Source organism: Kitasatospora phosalacinea, from assembly GCF_000716545.1.
GTDB classification, from domain to species: Bacteria; Actinomycetota; Actinomycetes; order Streptomycetales; family Streptomycetaceae; genus Kitasatospora; species Kitasatospora phosalacinea.
This window is the reverse complement of the sequence record NZ_JNWZ01000004.1, coordinates 76,798-92,890: the sequence shown is the minus strand read 5'-3', so window position 1 is coordinate 92,890 and position 16,093 is coordinate 76,798. Positions and strand designations below refer to the sequence as shown.

The 16,093-nt window shown below is 73.1% G+C and carries 12 protein-coding genes; 5 read left to right on the top strand and 7 right to left on the bottom strand.

Annotated elements, in window-relative coordinates; translation table 11 throughout:
- Positions 1 to 53 precede the first annotated feature (53 nt).
- The 4 genes from OO48_RS03380 to OO48_RS03365 all read left to right on the top strand — a co-directional run bounded on the left by OO48_RS03380 (position 54) and on the right by OO48_RS03365 (position 5,861).
- Positions 54 to 842, top strand: coding sequence for an ATP-binding cassette domain-containing protein (locus tag OO48_RS03380; RefSeq protein ID WP_209439423.1), 789 nt, complete (start codon positions 54 to 56; stop codon positions 840 to 842).
- On the top strand, positions 839 to 2,107 hold the full coding sequence (locus OO48_RS03375; protein WP_033212645.1) for a sugar ABC transporter permease: 1,269 nt from the start codon (positions 839 to 841) through the stop codon (positions 2,105 to 2,107). The genes OO48_RS03380 and OO48_RS03375 overlap by 4 nt, the downstream gene beginning before the upstream one ends.
- A 201-nt stretch (positions 2,108 to 2,308) precedes the next feature.
- Entirely contained in the window at positions 2,309 to 4,210 is a 1,902-nt protein-coding gene (gene dxs / locus OO48_RS03370) for a 1-deoxy-D-xylulose-5-phosphate synthase (RefSeq protein ID WP_033212644.1), read from the top strand.
- Positions 4,211 to 4,343: 133 nt separating this feature from the next.
- Complete coding sequence (locus tag OO48_RS03365; protein ID WP_033212643.1) at positions 4,344 to 5,861, top strand: ArnT family glycosyltransferase; 1,518 nt, start codon at positions 4,344 to 4,346, stop codon at positions 5,859 to 5,861.
- 184 nt (positions 5,862 to 6,045) lie between these two features.
- Here OO48_RS03365 and OO48_RS03360 read toward each other — a convergent pair whose 3' ends face one another.
- The 5 genes from OO48_RS03360 to OO48_RS03340 form a co-directional block, all read right to left on the bottom strand.
- The gene (locus OO48_RS03360; RefSeq protein WP_033212642.1) at positions 6,046 to 8,172 is read right to left on the bottom strand and encodes a 3-hydroxyacyl-CoA dehydrogenase NAD-binding domain-containing protein; all 2,127 of its coding nucleotides are present in this window, start codon (positions 8,170 to 8,172) and stop codon (positions 6,046 to 6,048) included.
- 2 nt (positions 8,173 to 8,174) lie between these two features.
- Positions 8,175 to 9,392, bottom strand: a complete 1,218-nt coding sequence (locus OO48_RS03355; protein WP_033212641.1) for a thiolase family protein — start codon at positions 9,390 to 9,392, stop codon at positions 8,175 to 8,177.
- Between the two features lie 139 nt (positions 9,393 to 9,531).
- Positions 9,532 to 10,767, bottom strand: a complete 1,236-nt coding sequence (locus tag OO48_RS03350; protein WP_081951879.1) for an HRDC domain-containing protein — start codon at positions 10,765 to 10,767, stop codon at positions 9,532 to 9,534.
- A 290-nt stretch (positions 10,768 to 11,057) separates the two neighbouring features.
- Positions 11,058 to 11,798 carry a LuxR C-terminal-related transcriptional regulator gene (locus tag OO48_RS03345; RefSeq protein ID WP_033212639.1) on the bottom strand — a complete coding sequence of 247 codons (741 nt, stop codon included), beginning with the start codon at positions 11,796 to 11,798 and terminating at the stop codon, positions 11,058 to 11,060.
- A gap of 413 nt (positions 11,799 to 12,211) precedes the next feature.
- Positions 12,212 to 12,865 carry a DUF3000 domain-containing protein gene (locus OO48_RS03340; protein ID WP_033212637.1) on the bottom strand — a complete coding sequence of 218 codons (654 nt, stop codon included), beginning with the start codon at positions 12,863 to 12,865 and terminating at the stop codon, positions 12,212 to 12,214.
- 184 nt (positions 12,866 to 13,049) lie between these two features.
- On the opposite strand from OO48_RS03340, the gene hemE reads away from it, so the two are divergent.
- A complete protein-coding gene (gene hemE, locus OO48_RS03335; RefSeq protein ID WP_033212632.1) occupies positions 13,050 to 14,129 on the top strand; it encodes a uroporphyrinogen decarboxylase in 1,080 nt (359 codons plus the stop codon).
- Between the two features lie 31 nt (positions 14,130 to 14,160).
- Here hemE and OO48_RS03330 read toward each other — a convergent pair whose 3' ends face one another.
- Positions 14,161 to 14,832: a response regulator transcription factor gene (locus tag OO48_RS03330; RefSeq protein WP_033212630.1), complete on the bottom strand. Its 672-nt coding sequence runs from the start codon at positions 14,830 to 14,832 to the stop codon at positions 14,161 to 14,163.
- Positions 14,760 to 16,070: a sensor histidine kinase gene (locus OO48_RS03325; protein WP_033212628.1), complete on the bottom strand. Its 1,311-nt coding sequence runs from the start codon at positions 16,068 to 16,070 to the stop codon at positions 14,760 to 14,762. Before OO48_RS03325 ends, OO48_RS03330 begins: the two co-directional genes overlap by 73 nt.
- Positions 16,071 to 16,093: the final 23 nt, after the last annotated feature.

Below are 16,093 nucleotides of genomic sequence, written 5' to 3'. Positions count from 1 at the left end.
GCGCGCGGGACGGCCGTGCCGGAAACGTCAGGTCCGGCACGGGACTCAAGGAGTTGGTTCACGTGACAGGCGCACCCGTACTGGCGTTGCGCGGGGTCTCCAAGCGCTTCGGTGCCGTCCAGGCGCTCACCGACGTGCACTTGGAGGTCCACGCGGGCGAGGTCGTCGCCCTGGTCGGCGACAACGGTGCCGGTAAGTCCACCCTGGTGAAGACCATCGCGGGCGTCCACCCGATCGACGAGGGCGTCATCGAGTGGGAGGGCAAGGCGGTCAACATCAACCGCCCGCAGGACGCCCAGCAGCTCGGCGTCGCCACCGTCTACCAGGACCTCGCGCTCTGCGACAACCTCGACGTGGTCGGCAACCTCTTCCTCGGCCGCGAGCTCAAGCGCTTCGGCACCCTGGACGAGGTCGCGATGGAGAAGCGCGCCCGCGAGCTCCTCGACACCCTGTCGATCCGCATCCCCAGCGTCCGCATCCCGATCGCGGGCCTCTCCGGCGGTCAGCGCCAGGTGGTCGCGATCGCCCGCGCCCTGGTCGGCGACCCCAAGATCGTCATCCTGGACGAGCCCACCGCCGCCCTCGGCGTCGAGCAGACCGCCCAGGTCCTGGACCTGGTCGAGCGGCTCCGCCAGCGCGGCCTCGGCGTGATCCTGATCAGCCACAACATGGCCGACGTCAAGGCCGTCGCGGACACCGTCGCGGTGCTCCGCCTGGGCCGCAACAACGGCAGCTTCGAGGTGGCCACCACCTCGCACGAGGAGATCATCTCCGCCATCACCGGCGCCACCGACAACGCGGTGACACGGCGCCAGGCCCGAATCGCGGAGGAAGCGAAGTGACCACCGACCCCACCACCACGACCCCGGTCGAAACGGCCCCCCCGGCCATCGACCCGCGCCTGCTGGTCCGCAAGGAGGGCCTGGCCGGTTACTTCGACGAGTTCACCCGCAAGATCCGCAGCGGTGAGCTCGGCTCGCTGCCGGTGGTCGTCGGCCTGATCATCATCGCCGCGATCTTCCAGTTCAAGACCGGCACCTTCCTCAACGCCAACAACCTCACCAACATCACCAAGTGGATCGCGGGCCCCGGCCTGATCGCGGTCGGCGTGGTGTTCGTGCTGCTGCTCGGCGAGATCGACCTGTCGCTCGGCTCGGTGGCCGGCGCCACCGCCGCCATCACCTCGGTGCTGTCGGTCCGCCAGGGCCTCAACGAGTGGCTCGCCATCCTGCTGGCGATCGTCTCCGCGATCGCCATCGGCGCCCTGCACGGCTACTTCTTCGCCAAGATCGGCGTCCCCGCGTTCGTCGTCACCCTGGCCGGCATGCTGGCCTGGAACGGCCTCCAGATGCTCGTCCTGGGCGAACTCGGCACCGTCAACAACCCGATGGACGGCGTCGTCGCCAACCTGGACACCTACTTCCTGGGCGACGGCGACATCCTCTGGGCCTGGCTGTTCGCGATCGTCACCATCGTGCTGTTCGCCGGCGGCCAGCTGCTCGACTCCCGCCGCCGCTCCTCGGCCGGCCTGCCCGCCCGCCCGGTCAGCGAGATCGCGCTGCGCACCGGCGTGATCGGCGTCGTGGTGCTGGTCGCCGCCTACATGCTCAACCAGGACAGCGGCCTGCCGCTGCCGCTGGTGATCCTGGTCGGCGTCGTCGCGCTCGGCGACTTCGTGCTGCGCCGCACCGGCTACGGCCGGCAGATCTTCGCGGTCGGCGGCGGCATCGAGGCGGCCCGCCGCGCGGGCATCAACGTCGCCTGGGTCCGGATCTCGGTCTACATGATCTCGGCCGGCCTGGCCGGCTTCGGCGGCCTGTTCATCGCCTCCCAGCAGGGCTCCGCGGACAAGGCGCTGGGCAGCGGCAACGTGCTGATGAGCGCCATCGCCGCCGCCGTCATCGGCGGCACCAGCCTCTTCGGCGGCCGCGGCAAGACCTGGTCGGCGCTGCTCGGCGCGCTGGTCATCCAGTCCATCACCACCGGTCTGGACATGGTCCACGCCCAGCAGGCCATCCAGTACATGATCACCGGCGCGGTGCTGCTCGCCGCGGTGGTCCTGGACTCGGTCTCCCGCCGCACCCAGAAGTCCCACGGCCGCGGCTGACCCCCGGCCCGACCCCGAACCGCGCGAGCCGCGCCCCATACCAGGGGCCGGCCGCGCGGTTCGGCGCGTTCGGCGCCCGGCCACCCGAAGAGCTGGTCGGGTTGCCCGCCGCACTACGGACCGGTAATGGACATTAGACTCAAGCGGGGCGTACGCCCTCCGGGCCCATGCGGGCGCGAGAACTTGGACGAGGAGGAACGGGTGGCCCTGCTGACCCGCATTCGGGGACCGCGCGATCTCGATCGACTCACGCCCGCGCAGCTGACCGCGCTCGCCGAGGAGATCCGCGGCTTCCTGGTGGAGGAGGTCTCCAAGACCGGCGGCCACCTCGGCCCCAACCTCGGCGTGGTCGAGCTGACGCTCGCGATGCACCGGGTCTTCGACTCCCCGCGCGACCGCATCCTCTTCGACACCGGCCACCAGAGCTACGTCCACAAGCTGCTCACCGGCCGCCAGGACTTCTCCCGGCTCAAGATGAAGGGCGGCCTGTCCGGCTACCCCTCGCGGGCCGAGTCCGAGCACGACGTGATCGAGAACTCGCACGCCTCCACCGTCCTCGGCTACGCCGACGGCCTGGCCAAGGCCAACAAGATCCAGGGCCACAAGGACCGCCCCGTGGTCGCCGTGATCGGCGACGGCGCGCTCACCGGCGGCATGGCCTGGGAGGCGCTCAACAACATCGCCGACAGCCGCGACCTGCCGATCGTCATCGTCGTCAACGACAACGAGCGCTCCTACTCGCCGACCATCGGCGGCCTCGCCAACCACCTCTCCACGCTGCGCACCACCCAGGGCTACGAGCGCTTCCTGTCCTGGGGCAAGGACGCGCTGCAGCGCACCCCCGTGGTCGGCCAGGCGATGTTCGACACCCTGCACGGCGCCAAGAAGGGCCTGAAGGACTTCATCGCCCCGCAGGGCATGTTCGAGGACCTCGGCCTGAAGTACATCGGCCCGATCGACGGCCACGACCTCCAGGCCCTGGAGTCCGCCTTCACCAAGGCGCGCGGCTTCGGCGGCCCGGTCATCGTGCACTGCATCACCGAGAAGGGCCGCGGCTACCACGCCGCCGAGAACAACGACGAGGACCGCTTCCACGCGGTCGGCGTGATCCACCCCGACACCGGCCTGCCGGTGAAGACCGCCGGCAAGGACTGGACGTCGGTGTTCGGCGAGGAGATGGTCGCGCTCGGCCGCGAGCGCCGCGACCTGGTCGCGATCACCGCCGCCATGCTGCACCCGGTCGGACTCGCCCCGTTCGCCAAGGCGTACCCCGACCGGATCTTCGACGTCGGCATCGCCGAGCAGCACGCCGCGGTGTGCGCCGCCGGCCTGGCCACCAACGGCCTGCACCCGGTCGTCGCGGTCTACGCGACCTTCCTCAACCGGGCCTTCGACCAGGTCCTGATGGACGTGGCGCTGCACCGGCTCGGCGTCACCTTCGTGCTCGACCGGGCCGGCGTCACCGGCACCGACGGCGCCTCCCACAACGGCATGTGGGACATGTCGATCCTGCAGGTCGTCCCCGGCCTGCGGCTGGCCGCCCCGCGCGACGCCGAACAGGTCCGCCTGCAGCTGCGCGAGGCCGTCGAGGTCGACGACGCCCCCACCGTGGTCCGCTACTCCAAGGGCAACGTCGGCCCGTCGGTGCCCGCCGTCGGCAAGGTCGGCGGCATGGACGTGCTGCGCCGCCACGAGGACGGCACCGCGGACGAGGCCGCCGACGTGCTGATCGTCTCGATCGGCGCAATGGCCCCGATCTGCCTGGAGGCCGCCGAACTGCTCGCCGGACGCGGCATCACCAGCACCGTGGTCGACCCGCGCTGGGTCAAGCCGGTGGACGCCGCCCTGCCCGGCCTGGCCGCCCAGCACCGCCTGGTGGTCACCGTCGAGGACAACGGCCGGGCCGGCGGCGTCGGTTCCGCGATCGCCCAGGCGCTGCGCGACGCCGACGTGGACGTCCCGCTGCGCGACTTCGGCATCCCGCAGGAGTTCCTCGACCACGCCTCGCGGGCCGAGATCATGGCCGAGATCGGGCTGACCGGCCCGGCCGTCGCGGAGAAGATCGAAGCACTGGTCAGCACCCGTTCACTCGCCCGGAGCTGACCCTCCGGAACCTCCGTGGGCGCACCGCCCGGCAGCCGCAACGGCCGCCCGGCGGTGCGCCCATTGTCCGACCGTCGTACTCATTCCCGGACTGGTGCGCCTGCGCCCGCGCGCGCCGGGTAGGTTGTCATCCGTGCCCCTCACCGCAACGAGCCGACCACGTGCCCTCGCCGACCGCCTCCACGGGCACGTCCGCGCCGGGTACTGGACCAGACTGGTCCCGCTGCTCGCGGTCCTGGCCACCGTCACCCACCTGCCCTCCTTCCTCCGCCCGGTGTGGAGCCCCGACGAGGGCTACCTCGCCACCCAGGCCCGGATGCTCGCCGACGGCGGCGTCCTCTACGACACCGTCGTCGACCGCAAGCCCCCGCTGCTGCCCTGGCTGTACGAGGCCTGCTTCGCGGTCTTCGGCTCCGTCTCGCTCTGGCCGCTGCGCGCCCTGGCGATCGGCGCCCACCTCACCACCGCCGTGCTGCTGGCCTCCATCGCCCGCGGCCGCTGGGGCGACCGGGCCGGACGCTACGCCGGCGCCCTCTACCTGCTGGTGTCCATCGGCCTCTCCCCGGAGGACACCCAGGCCGCCACCTTCGAAGTCTTCATGCTGCCCGCCATGGTGCTCGCCTTCCGCTACGCGGAGCGCCGCCGCTGGCTGGCCGCCGGCATCGCCGTCGCCCTCTGCTCGCTCACCAAGCAGACCGGCGGCGCCGTGATGCTCCCGGTGCTCTGGATGCTCCTCCAGGACACCCGCCGCCGCGGCGTCCGCTGGCCGCAGGCCCTGGCCAAGATCTGCTTCGGCTTCGCACTGCCGATAGCGCTGGTCGCCGCGATCCTCACCAAGCCCAAGGGCTTCCTGTTCTGGGTCGTCACCGGCTCCGGCGACTACGCCGGGCTCGGCAACAACTGGCCGCAGATGCTCGGCCGGGCACTCGGCAACTCGGCGATCCTGATGAGCGCCGGGCTGGCCTTCCTGCTGCCCCACGCCCACCGCCTGTGGCTGCGCCGCCGCAGCCGACCCGTCCCCGCCCGCGGCCCCGAGCGCGGCTCCACCGCCGACCTGTGGGTGTGGCTGCTCTCCTCGGTCATCGCGGTCTCGGTCGGCTTCCACTTCTTCGGCCACTACTACCTCCAGCTGATGCCCCCGCTGGTCCTGCTCGGCGTCGGCGCCGTCGCCACCTCCACCGTCCCCTGGCGCCCGGTCGCCGCGTACTCCGCCCTCGCCAGCACCTTCTTCCTCACCCTCGCCGTCTTCTGGCCCGGCCAGCGCCTCACCCAGACCACCGAGGTCGCCACCGCCGTCGCCGCCCAGACCACCCCCAAGGACACCGTCCTGGTCTGGGGCATGCACCCCGAGCTCTACTGGCTCGCCGACCGCCGCCCCGCCAGCCGCTACCTCACCGCCGGCTTCCTCACCAACTTCAGCGGCGGCAAGGGCACCGAGAAGGTCGGCGAGGAGTACTCCGTCTCCGACGCCTGGCAGACCTTCGACACCGAGATCACCGCCAACGGCCTCCCCCGGGTCTTCGTCGACGACTCCGGCACCGCCCCCTACCAGCCCGACAAGGTCCCGCGGATCGCCAGCCTCCTCGACACCTACTACGAGGTCGTCGGCGTCACCGGCGACACGGTGATCTACCGCCTCAAGGGCAGATAGCCGAGAACGGCGGGACGCACCGGCTCCGGGCACCCCGGCGGTCCCACCGCCCGCGCACCAGGACCGGCACCCGCCGCCCCCGCCCCCTCCGTACCGGAAGACCGGCAGCACACGGAACGCCGCCGGGCGGCACCCCGCCCCGGGGAGGGGAGGGGTGCCGCCCGGCGGCGTTCGCGGTGAGGCGTCAGGCGGGGACCGAAGCCAGGCCGGGGGCCAGGAACTTCTTGCCGTTGACGCGCTCGGAGACGCCCTCGCGGTCGAGGTACGGGGTGATGCCGCCGAGGTGGAAGGGCCAGCCGGCGCCGGTGATCATGCAGAGGTCGATGTCCTGGGCCTCGCCCACCACACCCTCCTCCAGCATCAGGCCGATCTCCTGGGCGACGGCCTCCAGGGCGCGGGCGCGCACCTGCTCCTCGGTGAGGACGCTGTCGCCGAAGGAGAGCAGCGCCAGCACCTCGGGGTCGAGGACCTGCGCGCCGTCCTGCCAGACGTAGAAGCCGCGCTTGCCGGCCTCGACGACCTTGCCGAGGTTCGCGGAGACGGCGAACCGCTCCGGGAAGGCGCCGTGCAGCGTCTCGGAGACGTGCAGGGCGATGGCGGGGCCGACCAGTTCGAGCAGGGCGATCGGGGACATCGGCAGGCCGAGCGGCTTCACCGCGGCCTCGACGGTCTCGAACGGGGTGCCCTCGTCGATGATGCTCTGGATCTCGCCCATGAAGCGGGTCAGGATCCGGTTGACCACGAACGCGGGGGCGTCCTTGGCGAGCACCGCGGTCTTCTTCAGCTTCTTGGCGACGCCGAACGCGGTGGCCAGCGAGGCGTCGTCGGTCTTCTCGGCTCGGACGATCTCCAGCAGCGGGAGGATCGCGACCGGGTTGAAGAAGTGGAAGCCGACCACGCGTTCGGGGTGCTGGAGCTTGGAGGCCATCTCGGTGACCGACAGCGAGGAGGTGTTGGTGGCCAGCACGGCGGTCGGCGAGACCACCGCCTCCAGCTCCGCGAACACCTTCTGCTTGACGCCCATCTCCTCGAAGACGGCCTCGATGACGAAGTCCGCGTCGCCGAACGCGACGGCCTTGTCGAGGTGCCCGGAGACCAGGCCCTTGAGCTTGTTGGCCTTGTCCTTGCCGATCCGGCCCTTGTCCAGCAGCTTGTCGATCTCGGCGTGGACGTAGCCGACGCCCTTGTCGATCCGCTCCTGGTCGATGTCGGTGAGCACCACCGGCACCTCCAGCCGGCGGGCGAACAGCAGCGCCAGCTGGGAGGCCATCAGGCCGGCGCCGACCACGCCGACCTTGGAGACCGGGCGGGCCAGCGACTTGTCCGGCGCGCCGAACGGCCGCTTGGCGCGGCGCTGCACCAGGTTGAAGGCGTACAGCCCGGCGCGCAGCTCGCCGCTCATGATCAGGTCGGCGAGCGCGGCGTCCTCCGCGTCGAAGCCGGCCTGCAGGTCGCCGTCCTTGACCTGCTGGATGATGTCCAGCGCCTTGTACGCGGCCGGGGCGGCCCCGTGCACCTTGGCGTCGGCGACCCAGCGGCCCCACAGCACGGCGTCGTCCCACGCCTTGCCGCGGTCGAACTCCTCGCGCTCGACGGCCACCTCGCCGGTGAGGACCTTGGCGGCCCACAGCAGCGACTGCTCCAGGAAGTCGGCCGGCTCGAAGATCGCGTCCGCGATGCCGAGCTCGAACACGTCCTTGCCCTTGAGCTGCCTGTTCTGGGCCATCGAGTTCTCGATGATGACCTTGACCGCCTTGGCGGGGCCGATCAGGTTCGGCAGCAGGGTGCAGCCGCCCCAGCCGGGCACCAGGCCGAGGAAGACCTCGGGCAGCGAGAACGCCGGGACGCCCGCGCTGACGGTGCGGTAGGTGCAGTGCAGGCCGACCTCGACGCCGCCGCCCATCGCCGCGCCGTTGTAGAACGCGAAGGACGGGACGGGCAGCGCGGCGATCCGCTTGAAGACGTCGTGGCCGCCCTTGCCGATGGCCAGCGCGTCGGAGTGCTGGGTGAGCAGCTCGACGCCCTTGAGGTCGGCGCCGACCGCGAAGATGAACGGCTTGCCGGTGATCGCGACCGCGACCACCTCGCCCGCGGCCGCCTCCGCCTCGACCTGGTCCAGCGCCTCGGCGAGCTTGGCCAGCGAGCCGGGGCCGAAGGTGGTCGGCTTGGTGTGGTCGAAGCCGTTGTCGAGGGTGATCAGCGCCAGCTTGCCGGCCCGCAGCGGCAGGTCCAGGTGGCGCACGTGCGCGGTGGTGACGACCTCGCCGGGGAACAGTTCGGCGGCGCGCCGCAGCAGTTCAGTGGTGCTCATGCTCACTTACCGCCCTCGAAGTGGGGGTTCTCCCAGATGACCGTGCCGCCCATGCCGAAGCCGATGCACATGGTGGTGATGCCGTAGCGGACGTCCGGACGCTGCTCGAAGCGGCGGGCCAGCTGGGTCATCAGGCGCACGCCCGAGGAGGCCAGCGGGTGGCCGAACGCGATCGCGCCGCCGTACGGGTTGACCCGCTCGTCGTCGTCCGCGATGCCGTAGTGGTCCAGGAAGGCCAGCACCTGCACGGCGAAGGCCTCGTTGACCTCGAACGCGCCGATGTCCTCGATGGTCAGACCGGCCTTGGCCAGCGCCTTCTCGGTCGCCGGGACGGGGCCGATGCCCATCACCTCGGGCTCGACGCCCGCGAAGGCGTAGCTCACCAGGCGCATCTTGACCGGCAGGCCCAGCTCGCGGGCCACGTCCTCGGCGGCCAGCAGCGAGGCGGTCGCGCCGTCGTTCAGACCGGCCGCGTTGCCCGCGGTGACGTTGCCGTGCGGGCGGAACGGGGTCTTCAGGCCGGCCAGCGACTCCATCGTGGTGCCCGGCCGCAGCGGCTCGTCCACCGTCGCCAGGCCCCAGCCGGTCTCGCCGATCTCGGGGTTGGTGTTGCGGATCGCGATCGGCACCAGGTCCGGCTGGATGTCGCCGTTGGCGTACGCCTTGGCGGCCTTCTCCTGCGAGCGCACCGCGTACGCGTCGCAGCGCTCCTTGGTGATGTGCGGGAAGCGGTCGTGCAGGTTCTCCGCGGTCATGCCCATGAACAGGGCGGACTCGTCGACCAGCTTCTCCGAGACGAACCGCGGGTTCGGGTCCACGCCCTCGCCCATCGGGTGCCGCCCCATGTGCTCGACGCCGCCGGCCACCACGACGTCGTACGCGCCGAAGGCGATGCCGCCCGCGGTGGTGGTGACCGCCGTCATCGCGCCGGCGCACATCCGGTCGATGGCGTAGCCGGGGACGGACTTCGGCAGGCCGGAGAGCAGCGCGGCGGTGCGGCCGATGGTCAGGCCCTGGTCGCCGATCTGGGTGGTCGCGGCGACGGCGACCTCGTCGATCCGCTCGACGGGCAGGCTCGGGTTGCGGCGGACGAGCTCACGGATGCACTTGACGACCAGGTCGTCGGCGCGCGTCTCGTGGTAGATGCCCTTCGGGCCGGCCTTGCCGAACGGGGTGCGGACGCCGTCGACGAAGACGACGTCCCTCGCGGTACGAGGCACGGGGGCTCTCCTCCCAGGGGGACATGACGATGAGCGCACGCACCAGCGGCGCCGCTACGCCCACCAATCTACCCACGAGTAACAACGCCCGGCAAGGAGGTGCGGACGTGACCCGGACGACGGACCGGCCCCGACCGGCTTACGCGGACGCCTCCCGGAACGCCTCCGCCAGCACCGGCCCCACCAGTTCGGTCTGCCAGGCGCGGGCCCCCAGGGCGCGCAGGGCCAGGCCGATGGTGTCGGCGTCCGGTTCGGCCGGGGGCTCCCAGGAGACGCGGCGGACCAGGTCGGGGGTGATCAGGTTCTCCGCGGGGAGGTGGAGCCGCTCGGCGAGGGCGGTGACGGCGGCCCGGGCGCCGCTCAGGCGGGCGGCGGCCACCGGGTCCTTCTCGGCCCAGGCGCGCGGCGGCGGCGGCCCGTCGTGCGGGGCGGTCGCGGGCGGCAGCGCCGACTCGGGGATCTCCCGGGCCCGCTCGATCGCGGCCAGCCACTGCTCCAGCTGGCGCCGGTTCACCCGGGGCCCGAAGCCCTGGACGGCGATCAGCGCGGGCGCGCTGGTCGGCATGGCCAGCGCGGCGTTCACGATGGCGGCGTCGGCCAGCACCCGGCCGGGGGAGACGTCGCGCTCGCGGGCGATCCGGTCCCGGGTGAGCCACATCTCGCGGACCACGGCCAGCTGCCGGCGGCGACGGACCTTGTGCAGCTGGGAGGTGCGCCGCCAGGGGTCGACCCGCGGGGCGGGGCGCGGCGCGGCGGCCAGCGCGGCGAACTCCTCGCGGGCCCAGTCGAGTTTGCCCTGCCGGTCGAGCTCGGCCTCCAGCGCGTCCCGCAGGTCGACCAGCACCTCGACGTCCAGCGCGGCGTAGCGCAGCCAGGGTTCGGGCAGCGGGCGGGTGGACCAGTCGACCGCGGAGTGCTCCTTGGCCAGCGACAGGCCCAGCACGTTCTCGGTCATCGGGCCGAGGCCCACCCGGGGGAACCCGGCGAGCCGGCCGGCCAGCTCGGTGTCGAACAGCGTGCCGGGGTGCATGCCGACCTCGAACAGGCAGGGCAGGTCCTGGGTGGCGGCGTGCACGACCCACTCGGTGTCGGCGAGCGCCGCGTTCAGGCCGGTCAGGTCGGGGCAGGCGATCGGGTCGATCAGCGCGGTGCCCGCGCCCTGGCGGCGCAGCTGGATCAGGTAGGCGCGCTGGCCGTAGCGGTAGCCGGAGGCCCGTTCGGCGTCGACGGCGACCGGCCCGGTCCCGCCGCGGAAGGCCTCGACGACGGCGGCGAGGGCCGCTTCGTCCGACACCACCGGTGGGAGTCCGTCCCTGGGTTCGAGGAGCGGAACCGGGGCGGTCTCTTCGGGGATGGAGGCTACGGCGTCGGTCACCCCCCAAGGGTACGTCGTGTGTCGCCGCCGGGAGTGTTGTCTGACTGGTCGGACGATGTTCGGACATATGCCAGTCCGGGGCGGCGGCGCGCCCGGGGGCGGGCCCGGTCCGGGGCGCGGGCCCGCTGACGGGCCGTCACGGGTTCCGGGCGGCGCGGGCCCGAACGGGTGCCGGGCGGGTATCGGGCGGGTATCTGGCGGGCGTCGGGAGGCGCCGGCCGGGCGTCGGATCGGTACGGCGACGGCCCGGAGGAAACGTTCCTCCGGGCCGCCACCAGCGAAGATGCGGGTCAGTGGATGATGCCGGTGCGCAGCGCCACCGCCACCATGCCGGCCCGGTCGCCGGTGCCCAGCTTGCGGGCGATGCGCGCCAGGTGGCTCTTCACCGTCAGCGCCGACAGGCCCATCGCCACGCCGATCGCCTTGTTCGACTGGCCCTCGGCGACCAGCCGCAGCACCTCCACCTCGCGGCCGGACAGCTCGCGGTAGGCGGACGGCTGGGCGCCGGGCGCACCCGGGGCGCCGGGGGCGGCACCGGGCTGGCCGGGGGCGCCGTGGTGGCCGGGCGCACCGGGGTGGTGGTGGCCGGGGATGCCGGGGCGGCGCATCCGCCCGGCCAGGCCGGCGCCGATCGGCAGGCCGGGGCGGCCGGGCATCGGCATGTTGGTGCGGGTACCGGTCACCACGTAGCCCTTGACGCCGCCGGCCAGCGCCGAGCGGACCGCGCCGATGTCGTCGGCGGCGGACAGCGCCAGGCCGTTGGGCCAGCCCGCGGCGCGGGTTTCGGCCAGGATGGTCAGGCCGGAACCGTCGGGCAGGTGCACGTCGGCGATGCAGATGTCGCGCGGGGTGGCGACCCGCGGACGGGCCTCGGCGATCGAGGAGACCTCGATGACGTCGCGGACACCGAGCGCCCATAGGTGCCGGGTGACCGTGTTCCGGACCCGGGGATCTGCGATGACCACCATGGCGGTGGGCTTCGTCGGACGGTAGGCGACCACGCTTGCGGGGTGCTCGAGAAGGACCGACACCTGAGGCCTCCGGGGGGAGTGGCGGACGAACCCCGAGGGGGCGGTCGGAGCGTTCCGCGTCTGGAAAGGGTCACTGACACCTTCGGCATCAACCGTGCCCGGCTTTAGCGGGTGATCACGATCTGGTGAGTAACAATACGGACAAATCGCGCAGATGACCGGTACGACATGCTTGGAAATCGCACAGATTCGATCGATATGGGCGCCACGGCGATCGTGAACGCGCAGGTAATTGACCGAGAGCGCGCTCGAAGTCACACTCCGTCAGTCCTGCGGGTGGCACCGGGCCCCGGAGGCCGGGTTGTCCCCCTGGGGTGTCTGCGGGGCCTGACGGCCGCTCAGCGGGCGGCGGCCGGTGACGGCCGGTGGTGACTGGTGACGGCCGACGGCGGCCGGTGGCGGAGCCGGCGGGGTCAGTGCGAGTTGCGCGGCCGGCGGCGGGCCGGCATCGGCACCACCCCGCCCAGCGCGCCCGGCCCGTCGGCCGGCAGCGGCGTCGGCGCGGACGGCGGCAGCCCCGCGCACACGCACAGCAGGTCGGCCCAGGCGGCCAGGTGGCGCTCGAAGCGGCGGTCGGCCGGCGTCCAGGACGCCCGCAGTTCGATCTCGGTGGACGCGCCGCGCTCGGCCAGCGCCCCGAAGTACTGCGAGTGGCACCTGGTCACCGTGCCGGACGGCTCGGCGTGCCCGGCGGCGTGCGTCTGCAGCGCGTCCATCAGCCAGCTCCAGCCGACCTCGGACAGCAGCGGGTCGCCCGCCATCTCCGGTTCCAGCTCGGCCCTGGTCATGGTGACCACCCGGAAGTCCCCGTTCCACGCCTCCGGCGCCGACGGGTCGTGCAGCAGCACCAGGGTGCCGTCCGCCAACTCCTCGCCGTCCACCTCGACCGAGGCGGAGAGCGCGAAGGCGTACGGGGCCAGCCGGCGGGGGGCGGGCTGCGGGGACAGCCGTACCTCGGGACGCAGCCGCGCCCCGGTCAGCGCCTCGACCGCGTCGCGGAACTCGATCGGCGCCGACTCCCTGCCCGTTCCTCCACCCTGTGCGGATTGCCCGCCGACCGCTGCCATGACCGGAAGCCTAGGCGGCGCGGACCCGCAAGCCGAGCACTTTCGTACCTCCGGCGTGCCGAAAACCCGGAAATGGAGCAGGCCGTGGGCGCGGCCCGGCCGGCCGTCGTCCGAGGTGTCCGTTTTGCCTGCCCGCGGCAGCCGCTCGGCCGGGAGCGCACCGCCCCGTGCGAGGATGTGACCCGTGAGTGAGACCCCCGCAGCCCAGTCCGGTCAGCGGCCCCGCGGCGCCGCGTACGACTCCGTCTTCCTGCGCGCCGCCCGCAACGAGCCGGTGCCGCACACCCCCGTCTGGTTCATGCGGCAGGCCGGCCGCTCGCTGCCCGAGTACCTGAAGGTGCGCGAGGGCGTCCCGATGCTCGACGCCTGCATGCGGCCCGACCTGGTCAAGGAGATCACCCTGCAGCCGGTGCGCCGGCACAAGGTGGACGCGGCCATCTTCTTCTCCGACATCGTCGTCCCGCTCAAGGCGGTCGGCATCGACGTCGAGATCAAGGGCGGCGTCGGCCCGGTCATCGCCGACCCGATCCGCACCAGGGCCGACCTCCAGCGGCTGCGCCCGCTCGAACCCGACGACATGCCCTACATCACCGAGGCGGTCGGCCTGCTGGTCGCCGAGCTCGGCGCCACCCCCCTGATCGGCTTCGCCGGCGCCCCCTTCACGCTGGCCAGCTACCTGATCGAGGGCGGGCCCTCGAAGTCGTACGAGAACACCAAGGCGATGATGTACGGCGAGCCCGAGCTGTGGGCCGAGCTCGTCGACCGGCTCGCGCAGATCACCTCCGCCTTCCTGAAGATCCAGATCGAGGCGGGCGCCGCCGCGGTCCAGCTCTTCGACTCCTGGGCGGGCGCGCTCGCCCCCGACGAGTACCGCCGCTCGGTGATGCCCGCCAGCGCGAAGGTCTTCGACGCGGTCGAGCCCTACGGCGTCCCGCGGATCCACTTCGGCGTCAACACCGGCGAACTCCTCGGCCTGATGGGCCAGGCCGGCGCGGACATCGTCGGCGTCGACTGGCGCGTCCCGCTCGACGAGGCCGCGAACCGGGTCGGCCCCGGCAAGGGCCTGCAGGGCAACCTCGACCCCGCCGTTCTCTACGCCCCCACGCACGTCGTCGAGACCAAGGCCCGCGAAGTCCTGCACGCCGCGCAGGCCCTGGGCGGCAGCCACCACATCTTCAACCTCGGCCACGGCGTCATGCCCACCATGGACCCGGACGCCCTCACCCGGCTCGTCGCCTTCGTCCACGAGGCGAGCGCCCGCTGAGGCGGGGGACCGTCCCCGCCTCCCCGGTCGGCTACCCCTCCTCGCCGAGGTAGGCGAGGACGGCCAGGACGCGGCGGTGGGTGTCCTCGGCGGGGGGCAGGTCGAGTTTGAGCAGGATGTTGCCGATGTGCTTGGCGGTCGCGGCCTCCGAGACCGTCAGGCGGCGGCAGATCTCCGCGTTCGAGCAGCCCCGGGCCATCAGTTCGAGGACCTCGCGCTCGCGGGGGGTGAGCCGTTCCAGCGGGTCGCGGCGGCGGGCGAGCAGGCGGCGGACCACCTCGGGGTCGACCACCGTGCCGCCCGCGGCGACGGCGTCCACCGCGGCCAGGAACTCCTCGACGTGGCCGACCCGATCCTTGAGCAGGTAGCCGACGCCCGAGCCGTCGCCGCTGGCCAGCAGGTCGGCCGCGTACGAGCGCTGGACGTACTGGCTGAGGACCAGGACCGGCAGGGACGGCTGCTCGGCGCGCAGGCGCAGGGCCGCGCGCAGGCCCTCGTCGCTGAGGCCGGGGGGCATCCGGACGTCGGTCAGGACCAGGTCGGGGCGGTGCTCGGCGACGGCGGCGAGCAGGGCGTCCGCGTCGCCGACCGCCGCCGCGACGGTGTGGCCGAAGCGCTCCAGCAGGCCGATCAGACCCTCGCGGAGGAGGACGGAGTCCTCGGCGAGGACGAGCCGGAGCGGGGGTCGGTCGTCGGGGTGCACGGTATCTCCACACGCAGCAGGGTCGGGCCGTTCGGCGGGCTGCTGACCGACAGTCTGCCGTCCACCACCGCGACCCGGTCGGCCAGCCCCGTCAACCCGGTGCCGCCGGCCGGGTCCGCGCCGCCCGCGCCGTCGTCGGAGACTTCGATCAGCAGGCGGCCGCCGGACCAGCGGCCGTGCACCCGGGCCGCCGACGCGCCGCCGTGCTTGGCCGCGTTCGCCAGTGCCTCGGCGACCGCGAAGTAGCCCGCCGACTCGACGGCGGCGGGCAGCCGGCCCGGCAGCGAGACGTCCACCGCGACGGGCAGCACCGAGCGGTCCGCCAAGTCCGCGCAGGCGTCCGGCAGGCCGCGGTCGGCGAGGACGCGGGGGTGGATGCCGTGCACCAGCTCGCGCAGCTCGGCCAGGGCCGCGTCCGCCTCGGCGTGGGCCGCCGCCAGGCGGCGGGACAGCGGGCCGCCCGGCGGTGCGTCCAGCCGGGCCAGGCCGAGCGACATCGACAGGGCGACCAGCCGCTGCTGCGCGCCGTCGTGCAAGTCCCGTTCGATCCGGCGGCGTTCGGCCTCGAAGGCGTCCACCAGCCGGGCCCGGGAGCGGACCAGCTCGCCGACCCGCTCCTGACCGCCCGTCAGCAGCCGGGCCAGCGCCGCCCGGGCGCCCGCCGCCACCGCCAGCGGATAGCCCGCCAGGGCCAGCAGCACCGCGCCCGCCGCCGTCACCGCCCAGGCCGGGCCCGGGTCGTGCAGCTGCCAGACCTTCAGCACGTTCACCTGCTCGCCGTCCAGGGCCAGTCGGAGCGGTGTCGCCACCAGCCAGGCCGGCAACAGCAGCGACCCCGCCACCACCGCCAGCTCCAGCGGCCAGAGCAGGAACGCCGACAGCGCCGCCCCGCCGGCCTCCCGCCACGTCGCCGCCTCGCCGTACCGGGCGCGCAGCCACGCCTGGAGGCCCGGGCCCTCCGGCACCCGGTGCGGATCGGCCACCGGCGCCCCGCCCATCAGCCGCAGCAGCCGCCGCTCCCACGCCCCGAACACCGGCCCCGCCAGCGGCAGCGCGGCCAGCAGCGGCACCCCCACCAGCAGCACCGACAGCGCCCCGCCGACCGCCGCCCACAGCAGCAGCACCACGCACAGCACCGCCCCCGCCAGCCCGCAGACCAGCAGGTACGCCGCCGAGCGCCACGGCCAGGCCGACCGCAGGAACCCCGGCCGACGCAGTGCCTGCCAGCAGTCCGACATCGGGCACCCCCTTCCACGAGACG

Bases quoted from the DNA above. Each gene is read 5' to 3' on its own strand.
- OO48_RS03325 (WP_033212628.1), bottom strand. From the start codon at position 16,070: ATGTCGGACTGCTGGCAGGCACTGCGTCGGCCGGGGTTCCTGCGGTCG.
- OO48_RS03360 (WP_033212642.1), bottom strand. From the start codon at position 8,172: ATGAGCACCACTGAACTGCTGCGGCGCGCCGCCGAACTGTTCCCCGGC.
- OO48_RS03340 (WP_033212637.1), bottom strand. From the start codon at position 12,865: ATGGCAGCGGTCGGCGGGCAATCCGCACAGGGTGGAGGAACGGGCAGG.